Raw genomic sequence first — 7,983 nt, forward strand, 5'->3', positions numbered from 1 at the left:
GAAGATGCTTTAATTTGGCAAGACGTAGTAGTTGAAATTGAAGGTAAAATAACCTCTATAGATAAAAAAGGTTTTGTACTAAATAATAATGTGTATTGTCAATTAGATGAGAATTTTTCTGTAAAAAATATAGAAAAAGGTAAGTCTGTAAAAATAAAAGGAAGAATGATTGGCTATGATGATTTATTAGAAGAATTAAAAATTGATCAAGTCAAAATTTTAAAAAAATAAATAGAACCAATGAAAAAACCATTTGTATTATTAGCGATAATCTTGTTTAGCATAAATACAATTAAAGCTCAAGAAGATTTATTAAACGAATTAGAAGGAGAAACAACAGAAGAATCTTATGAACAGCCAGCTTTTAAAGCCATGAAAATAGGAAATCTTCAGTCTACAAAAGTTGCTGCAAAAGGGGATTTATATCTTTATGTTTCACATAGGTTTGGTACTTTAAAAGATGGCTTAACCACGTTTTTTGGTTTTGATAATGCCAATACAAAAATTCAATTAGTAAAAGGAATTTTTAATGGAGTACAGGTAGGTGTTTCAAGAGAGTCTATTAGAAAAACTTATGCAGCTCACGTTAAGGCAAAACTAAAAGGACAGTCTAAGAATTTTCCTTTTAATATTGTTGGTTATGCTACAGCTAATGTTAGAACGGATTTGCGTAAAGAGCAATTTCCTCTGTTAGAGTTTGGTGACAGAATGAGCTATGCTACGCAATTGCTAATTTCTAGAAGATTTAGTAATAAATTTTCATTTGAAATAGCTCCTACTTTTGTAAGGCAAAATTTAGTGTTAGAACCTTTTCAGAAACATAATCAATTGGCATTAGGGTTTGGTGGACGTATGAAATTGAGTAAGCGTATGTCTATAAATGCAGACTATGTTTATAATTTTAGCAGACATAAAAACTCTGTTTATAATGATCCATTAACTTTTGGTTTAGACATAGAAACAGGTGGTCACGTATTTCAGTTACTATTCTCTAATGCACAATCTACAAACGAGCCAGGATTTATAAGTAATGCTGAAGGTAAGTGGTTTGAAGATGTGTTTTTTGGATTTAATATTGTTAGAGTATTTTAAGTTAGGCCAATTAACGTCTTTTAGTGCTGTGAAATTCCATAGCTTCTCCTTTACCAAAACCATAACTTAAGCCAAAGGTAACAAACCTTCCACGTTGGTTACGATTATAGGTACTAAATGTAGGTTGGTTAGTGCGACTTTCAGAAATACGAGATTCAAAAATATCGCGTACACTTAAGTTAGCTACCAACTTACCTTTAAAGAGTTTTTTTCGTAAGCCTAAGTTGGCAAAAGTATTATGTTCTTGTTCGCCTTGTAAGGTTTTGTATTTAGATCTGTAATTACCTTCAATTTCAAAATCAAAACCAGCAGGCAGTTTTAATTTAGCAGTAGCTCTAGAGGTCCAGCGGTTACCATCAAAATCTAACACAGTATCTTCAAAAGTACCTTTGCGATCAAAATTGTTCCAGTTAAAATCACCTAAAAAGCTTGCCCATTTTATTGGACTGTATTTAAAGTTAAATTCAATACCAGTTGTATTATTTGTTCCAGAGTTAATTGGTAAACGTGTACTTATGCCATCACTAAAAGTGGTAACATCTTCAATAACATCTGTAGTATAACGATGAAAAACCCCAAAATTAAAAGAAGCCTTACCAAGTTTAAAAATACTTGTTACTTCGTATGAATCTGTGTATTCTGCTTCTAAGTTAGGGTTTCCTGTAGAAATATTAAAGTTATTACGGATATTAAAAAATGGATTTAAATCCCACATTCTAGGCCTGTAGATACGTCTAGAATAACCAACTTGTATAGAGATGTCATCTGTTAGTTTGTAAGAAGCATGTGCGCTAGGAAATAAATCTGTATAGTTTTGTGCATTCTTCTCATTTGTGTTTTCTAATAGAGTATTTATATCAGTGTTTTCTAATCTAAGACCAGCTTTTAGTCCTAGTTTATCAAACTCAACTCCAAAAGTAACGTAGATGCCTAATACATTTTGGTCAAAATTAAAGTTGTTGGTAAGATTAGGGTCTAAAATAAGATTTCCGTTATCAAAAGTACCAACCTCATAATCGTTGGTGACATCATTTATTATGTATTGCGAACCTAACTCTATAGTGTATTTATCTGCAAAAGGGTAGGTGTAATCTAACTTAAAGGTGTAGCGTGCTTCTTTAAAATCGGTTGCTGTTTGTTGATCGAAATCATCACGATCTCCAAAAGTGGTACGATCTGCAAAATCAGACGTTTTATCTTTTCCAAAAAATGAACCCAATGCGCTAAAGGTTAAATCGTGGTCTTCATGGCTTTTAAAATCGCTATGATATTGAAAATCGAATTGGTATTTAGGATTTGTTGCTTCTGTAACTTCAGTACGTGTCCAGCCTTGTGTTTGAGCATTTTCTTCAAAGTATGAAAATAAATTTTCAGAATCTTCATCTTCAACTTCATAGGCGAAATTTCCTGAAAGGGTAATGACATTGTTATCGTTGATATGATAATCGGTTCCTAAGATAAGATTGTAAAAATTTTCATGTTTGTTGCCATCTCCTTTGGTTCTTAAATTGGTGTTGTTTTCAAGATCTTCATTATTGTTAATACGTTCAAAAGGAAATGTTCTTCGCCCTAATCCGAGTTGTGTGAACAGGTTAAATTTTTCGGTACGTTTATTAAGGCTAACACCAATGCTATTATTGTTTGGTGTACCTACATTTACACTTACAGAGCCGTTAATGCCTCTTTTTTCTTCTTTTCTAAGAACAATATTAATAATACCAGAAGTACCTTCGGCATCGTACTTGGCTGAAGGGTTTGTAATAACTTCTATTCGGTCAATCATTTCAGCAGTAAGTGTGCCTAAAGCACCACTACCTTCATCAGCTAAGATTGAAGGTTTGCCATTAATTAAAATTTGAACACCTTGACTGCCACGCAAACTAATTTGCCCTTCAATATTTACATTTACAGATGGTACATTGTTAAGTACTTCTAAGGCACTAGCACCAGTAGAACTAAGGTCTGTACCAACATTAAATATGCGTTTGTCTAGTTTAAATGAAGTTTGAGATTTTTCTGCTCTAACCACAACCTCGTCTAAAGATTCTGTGTCTTCTTCTAAAATGATAGAACCTAAATTGATTACCTTATTTTTTGTACTAAAATCGTTTATGGTTTTTTTTAGGTAGCCAATAAAAGTAACTTCTACATAAAAATTAGCGGAATTTGTGGTAACATTAAAACTACCATCTATCTGTGTTGTAGTACCAGTAATAGGTTTTTTAGTAACGTTATCTACTATTATTATGGTCGCAAATTCTATAGGTTGATTAGATTTTTTATCTATAGTTTTTCCTATGATTTTAAAGCCATCTTGAGCAAAAGACAATGAAATGTTTAAGCAGATAAGTATGAGTAAAAGATAGTTTCTTTTCATGGTGTTACATTTTTGCGTGCAAATCTAAAGGCTAATTTTTGTTTAATGAAAAGAATTTCGTCAACGACATATTCTATTACTTAAAAAGCATTTTAACAGATAATGTGCGTGTAAGTGTCGTTGAGGTTGTTGTTATTGGTGTTTGCGATAATTGCTGTGTTTTCGGGATTTAATTCTATACATTTGTTTTATGAGAGCATCATTTAATGTATTGAAAATAAGTACATTTGTTTACGAAACCATATTTCTTGTTGTGCTTTTTTTTGTATATACTTACGATAGGCACAACCATGGTATTGAATACTATGATTTTGTGTTTTTTTCATTTTATGTCATAGTTGCTTTTTTTATTAGTAAAAAAGTAATGCCTCGCTATTTTTATTCAAAACAATATTTTTTGTTTTGGACGCTTATTGTAAGCATATTATTAGCGGTTTATGCGGTAGAAGAGTATGTTTTAGAACCTATCTTTGTTGGTGGCGAGCGTGCAGATCATGTTTCTAATATTTTTTATACACTTATAGGAATTGCGCCAATTATTTTTATGGTTGTAAGTTTTAAAATAGTGTGGCAAATGGTTAGAAAACAACAAGAGTTAGAGCAGTTGCAACTTTCAGTTAAAGAAAGTGAATTACGCTTTTTGAAATCTCAGATTAATCCTCATTTTTTGTTTAACAATCTTAATAATTTGTATGCTTACGCCATAGAAAATTCATCTAAAACACCGTCTATAATTTTAGAGTTGTCTTCAGTTTTGCGTTATATGATTTATGATTGTAAGGCAGATAAGGTAGTTTTGTCTAAAGATATAGAGCATTTACAAAACTTTGTTAAGCTCAATGAACTTCAGATAGAAGATAGAGGAGCTATAAGTTTTACTACTATTGGTAGCCATGATAATTTTAAAATAGCACCACTTATTTTAGTCACTTTTGTTGAGAATGCATTTAAACATAGTTTAGCGAGTCAGAGCGAAAATATTGTTATTGATATAGCTATACATGTTTCAGATAAAGGGCAATTAAGCTTTACCTGTGCCAATAGTTTTTTACCTAATTCTAATAATGATAGTTTAGATAAAGGTATAGGTTTGGATAATGTGAAAAAACGTTTACAGTTGTTGTACCCAAATAAGCACAAGCTTAAACTAAAGGAAGCTAAAAGACAATTTATTGTTGAATTAACACTAGATTTGATATAGGTTGGTTCTGGAGTTAAAACAGATTATTAATGCTGAAAAGAAGTATTAAATATAACAAATGAAAAGAACTTGTATAATAATTGAAGATCAGCCACCTGCTCAACGTATTTTAAAAAAATATATTGAAGATATTGGTAGTTTAGATTTAAAAGCAACATTTTCTAATGCTATATCTGCCATTTCATTTTTACAAGAAAATACTATAGGTATTATATTTTTAGATATTCATTTGCCTAAAATTTCGGGAATAGATTTCTTAAAAACATTACAGCAATCACCACAAATTATACTAACAACTGCTTTTTCTGAATATGCTTTAGAAAGTTATGATTATAATGTGGTAGATTATTTATTGAAACCTTTTTCTTTTCAGAGGTTTATTCAGGCAGTTACAAAAGCAAATACAGCAAGTATTTCAAAAGTTGAAGTAATGCCTAAGCCTTTACCTCTAAATAAAGAATTTTTTATTAAATCTGGACATGATTTAGTGAAAATAGATAGTGATAGTATTCTATATATAACTTCTGTAGATAAATATTGTGAAGTTTACACCATTGATAAGATGCATTTAAGCTCAGATACATTAAAACAATGGGAAGAGCGCTTAGATGATATGCAATTCTATAAGGTTCATAAATCTTTTGTGGTTAATGTTTCTAAAATTTCAAAGATTTCAGGAAATCAAGTTCTAATAGATGATTATAATATACCTATTGGTCGTGTGTATAAGGAAGCTTTTATCAGTAAAATAAAATCACTTAATAATTAAGCTGAATTTCAAATTACTTAATATTAAAAAAATAGGTATAATTAGTAATAGCCAATTTATGTATTAGCTATGTGTTATAGAAAATAGGTGTATAAAGTAGGATATTGTGCGCACGAGAAGATTCGAACTTCCACGACCTAAGCGGTCACTGGCCCCTCAAGCCAGCGCGTCTACCAATTCCGCCACGTGCGCATTATGATGAATAAAGATAAAAAAAAAGTTAAGCTTTTTTGCTTAACTTTTTGTGACCGGGCTGGGGCTCGAACCCAGGACCCTCTCCTTAAAAGGGAGATGCTCTACCAACTGAGCTACCCGGTCATTGTTATGTTCTCATTAACGAGGGTGCAAATATAAAATGTTTAATTAATAAAACAACACTTTTTTTATTTAATTTTTTGTTTTTTTGTTCTTGAGCATGCAATTCGTCTAAAATTAATAGATAGGTTTATGGTAGTAGTGTTAATGGGATACATGGGATCTGGTAAGTCAACAATAGGTAAGGGGTTAGCTACTGTGTTGAGTTACAAATCCTTAGATTTAGATAGCTATATTTCAGAAAAGGAATTGGCTTCAATTCCTGAGATTTTTAAACAAAAAGGCGAGATATATTTCAGAAAAAAAGAAACATTTTATTTAAATGAAATTTTAAGCTCTGAAGACAATATTATTTTGTCATTAGGTGGAGGAACTCCATGTTATGGAAAAAATCTTAGTGTTTTATTAAATAATGACAAGATCAAATTATTCTATTTGAAGCTTTCAATACCATTATTAACAAAACGCTTGTTTAGTGAAATTGAAAAAAGACCTGTAATTAGTCATCTCAAAACCGAAGATGAGCTTACAGAATTTATAGGAAAACATCTTTTTGAACGTACTCAATATTATAATGAAGCACACTATACCATAAATACAGATCATAAAATGCAGCAAGACGTTATAGAAGATATTTTAATGTGTTTAATCTAAATAAGCTTCGTATGGCTGTTTAGAAAGATTTACGTGAACATGTTCAAAAAGCGAAGTAGAAAGCGAAATACCTTTGAAATCTGCTTTTACAGGAAATTTTTTATGATTTCTATTCACTAACACAGCAGTTTTGAATTGTTTTAACGGTACATCCAAAAAGTGCTTAATACCATATATTAATGTGCTTCCAGAGTTTAATACATCGTCTATTAGTACAATAGATTTGTTGGTATACTCCTCTTGTTTTATTGAAGTTGTTATTGGGTTTGTTGGTGCGGTTTTATCTATTTTAACCTTACACAAAATAGAATTGATTTCAGAAATTTTATCTAATTGTTGCTTTATTTTTCTAGCAAGAATGTATCCATTAGTTTCTATACCAGCTATAATAATCTCAGTCTCGTTTACATTACTTTCATAGATTTGATAAGCAATACGTCTTATTTTATGTTCAATTTCTTTGTGACTTAAAATGGTGTTTTTTGTTAATGCCATAATGTAGCTTATCCAAATTATTATTTATAACTGTTGTATAGATTAGTAAAATATCAATTACAACTTTTCAAAGATAAAAAACAGTTCTTTACCTTGTCTTTCTTTTATAGAATTAATTGAGGGCTTTAGAGTTTTTATTTTAAAGTATTTACTAAAAAGCGATTTATATTCAGTAAGACTTCCTCCAAAAGGTGGGCCAGATTCAGATAGCGGAAAATTAAAGAGCAAACCAGCCATTTTACCATTTGGTTTAAGCAGTTGGTGCATTTTTTCTGCATATGCTTCTCTTAAAGTTGGATTTAAAGCACAAAAAAAAGTTTGCTCTATAATAATATCGAATTGTTTGTTGAGCTTAAAAAAGTCTTGATGAAATAATTGTTCCTCAGGAAAAGAAGTAACCCGTTGTTTAAAGTTTTCTAAGGGTTGTTTTGCTATATCTAATACGTAGGTGTTTTTAAAACCTGTATTCCATAGGTGCTCCGCTTCATAGCTATTGCCTGCACCTGGAATTAGGATTTCTAAAGATTTATTTTCTAATTGATTAATATAATCCTTGATTGGAGTAGAAGGGTAGCCAATATTCCATCCGGTTTGTTGGGTTTTGTATAAATCTTCCCAATATTGTTTGTTAAATTCATTCTTCTTCATAAAAATTATCTATATCTCTTCTGTCTTTTTTTGTTGGTCTTCCGGTTCCTTTTTTTCTGTAGTAGTCTTTACTGTATTTTAGGAGTTCTTTTGCAGCAAAAGCTTCTTTAGGAGTTGTATCTGTTCTGTAAATATCTACAAGTTTAGCACCAACGCGATTAGGAGGTAAATCATTAACCGTTAATTGGTAAGTGATTTGGTCTTTTCTAAGTTCAATTTTATCTGTTGGATAAACTTCTCTAGAAGGTTTGACAGTTACCTCATTTAATTTTACCTGTCCTTTTTTACAGGCTTGAGTTGCTATGTTTCTCGTTTTGTAATAACGAACACACCAAAGATATTTATCAATTCGCATATATTTTTTAACTAAAATCTACGTTAAGCTTATGGCATAAAAATATTAATTTAATGTATCTTGCGCCATAATATTTA

General features: G+C 30.7%; 8 protein-coding genes, 2 tRNA genes and 1 pseudogene. 5 read left to right on the forward strand and 6 right to left on the reverse strand.

From position 1 onward, the window contains the following. Together N4A42_RS13965 and N4A42_RS13970 are read left to right on the forward strand one after the other, a co-directional pair. Window positions 1–231 (forward strand): annotated as a pseudogene (locus N4A42_RS13965) (hypothetical protein); the annotation flags it as partial. Window positions 232–240: 9 nt separating this feature from the next. After that, the gene (locus N4A42_RS13970; RefSeq protein ID WP_294075274.1) at window positions 241–1,092 is read left to right on the forward strand and encodes a DUF5777 family beta-barrel protein; all 852 of its coding nucleotides are present in this window, start codon (window positions 241–243) and stop codon (window positions 1,090–1,092) included. A gap of 10 nt (window positions 1,093–1,102) precedes the next feature. On the opposite strand, the gene N4A42_RS13975 is transcribed toward N4A42_RS13970, so the two are convergent. After that, on the reverse strand, window positions 1,103–3,469 hold the full coding sequence (locus N4A42_RS13975; protein WP_294075277.1) for a TonB-dependent receptor: 2,367 nt from the start codon (window positions 3,467–3,469) through the stop codon (window positions 1,103–1,105). 190 nt (window positions 3,470–3,659) lie between these two features. Between N4A42_RS13975 and N4A42_RS13980 the strand changes: the two genes are divergently transcribed. Further along, window positions 3,660–4,670, forward strand: coding sequence for a sensor histidine kinase (locus tag N4A42_RS13980; RefSeq protein WP_294075280.1), 1,011 nt, complete (start codon window positions 3,660–3,662; stop codon window positions 4,668–4,670). Between the two features lie 58 nt (window positions 4,671–4,728). Beyond that, window positions 4,729–5,439, forward strand: coding sequence for a LytTR family DNA-binding domain-containing protein (locus N4A42_RS13985; protein ID WP_294075283.1), 711 nt, complete (start codon window positions 4,729–4,731; stop codon window positions 5,437–5,439). A 107-nt stretch (window positions 5,440–5,546) separates the two neighbouring features. Here the strand turns inward: N4A42_RS13985 and N4A42_RS13990 are convergent. Together N4A42_RS13990 and N4A42_RS13995 are read right to left on the reverse strand one after the other, a co-directional pair. After that, window positions 5,547–5,631, reverse strand: a tRNA-Leu gene (locus N4A42_RS13990). 53 nt (window positions 5,632–5,684) lie between these two features. Continuing rightward, window positions 5,685–5,757: transfer RNA gene (locus N4A42_RS13995), tRNA-Lys, on the reverse strand. Window positions 5,758–5,886: 129 nt separating this feature from the next. Here N4A42_RS13995 and N4A42_RS14000 point away from each other — a divergent pair. Then, window positions 5,887–6,408: a shikimate kinase gene (locus N4A42_RS14000; protein WP_294075286.1), complete on the forward strand. Its 522-nt coding sequence runs from the start codon at window positions 5,887–5,889 to the stop codon at window positions 6,406–6,408. Here the strand turns inward: N4A42_RS14000 and N4A42_RS14005 are convergent. Genes N4A42_RS14005 through N4A42_RS14015 form a run of 3 tightly spaced genes read right to left on the reverse strand, consistent with a single transcriptional unit; the run spans window position 6,400 to window position 7,906 of the window. Continuing rightward, a complete protein-coding gene (locus N4A42_RS14005) occupies window positions 6,400–6,903 on the reverse strand; it encodes a phosphoribosyltransferase family protein (RefSeq protein ID WP_294075288.1) in 504 nt (167 codons plus the stop codon). The genes N4A42_RS14000 and N4A42_RS14005 overlap by 9 nt on opposite strands. Before the next feature lie 57 nt (window positions 6,904–6,960). Beyond that, window positions 6,961–7,551 carry a methyltransferase domain-containing protein gene (locus N4A42_RS14010; RefSeq protein WP_294075291.1) on the reverse strand — a complete coding sequence of 197 codons (591 nt, stop codon included), beginning with the start codon at window positions 7,549–7,551 and terminating at the stop codon, window positions 6,961–6,963. After that, a complete protein-coding gene (locus N4A42_RS14015) occupies window positions 7,538–7,906 on the reverse strand; it encodes a S4 domain-containing protein (protein ID WP_294075294.1) in 369 nt (122 codons plus the stop codon). Before N4A42_RS14015 ends, N4A42_RS14010 begins: the two co-directional genes overlap by 14 nt. Between the last annotated feature and the right edge of the window lie 77 nt (window positions 7,907–7,983).

It is taken from the genome of Winogradskyella sp., from assembly GCF_025210595.1.
Lineage (GTDB): Bacteria > Bacteroidota > Bacteroidia > Flavobacteriales > Flavobacteriaceae > Winogradskyella.

What these genes read in the sequence shown, in the direction of transcription:
- N4A42_RS14010 (WP_294075291.1), bottom strand. Translation starts at nt 7,551, where the DNA reads ATGAAGAAGAATGAATTTAACAAACAATATTGGGAAGATTTATACAAA.
- N4A42_RS13975 (WP_294075277.1), bottom strand. Translation starts at nt 3,469, where the DNA reads ATGAAAAGAAACTATCTTTTACTCATACTTATCTGCTTAAACATTTCA.
- N4A42_RS13970 (WP_294075274.1), top strand. Translation starts at nt 241, where the DNA reads ATGAAAAAACCATTTGTATTATTAGCGATAATCTTGTTTAGCATAAAT.
- N4A42_RS13980 (WP_294075280.1), top strand. Translation starts at nt 3,660, where the DNA reads ATGAGAGCATCATTTAATGTATTGAAAATAAGTACATTTGTTTACGAA.
- N4A42_RS13985 (WP_294075283.1), top strand. Translation starts at nt 4,729, where the DNA reads ATGAAAAGAACTTGTATAATAATTGAAGATCAGCCACCTGCTCAACGT.
- N4A42_RS14000 (WP_294075286.1), top strand. Translation starts at nt 5,887, where the DNA reads ATGGTAGTAGTGTTAATGGGATACATGGGATCTGGTAAGTCAACAATA.
- N4A42_RS14005 (WP_294075288.1), bottom strand. Translation starts at nt 6,903, where the DNA reads ATGGCATTAACAAAAAACACCATTTTAAGTCACAAAGAAATTGAACAT.
- N4A42_RS14015 (WP_294075294.1), bottom strand. Translation starts at nt 7,906, where the DNA reads ATGCGAATTGATAAATATCTTTGGTGTGTTCGTTATTACAAAACGAGA.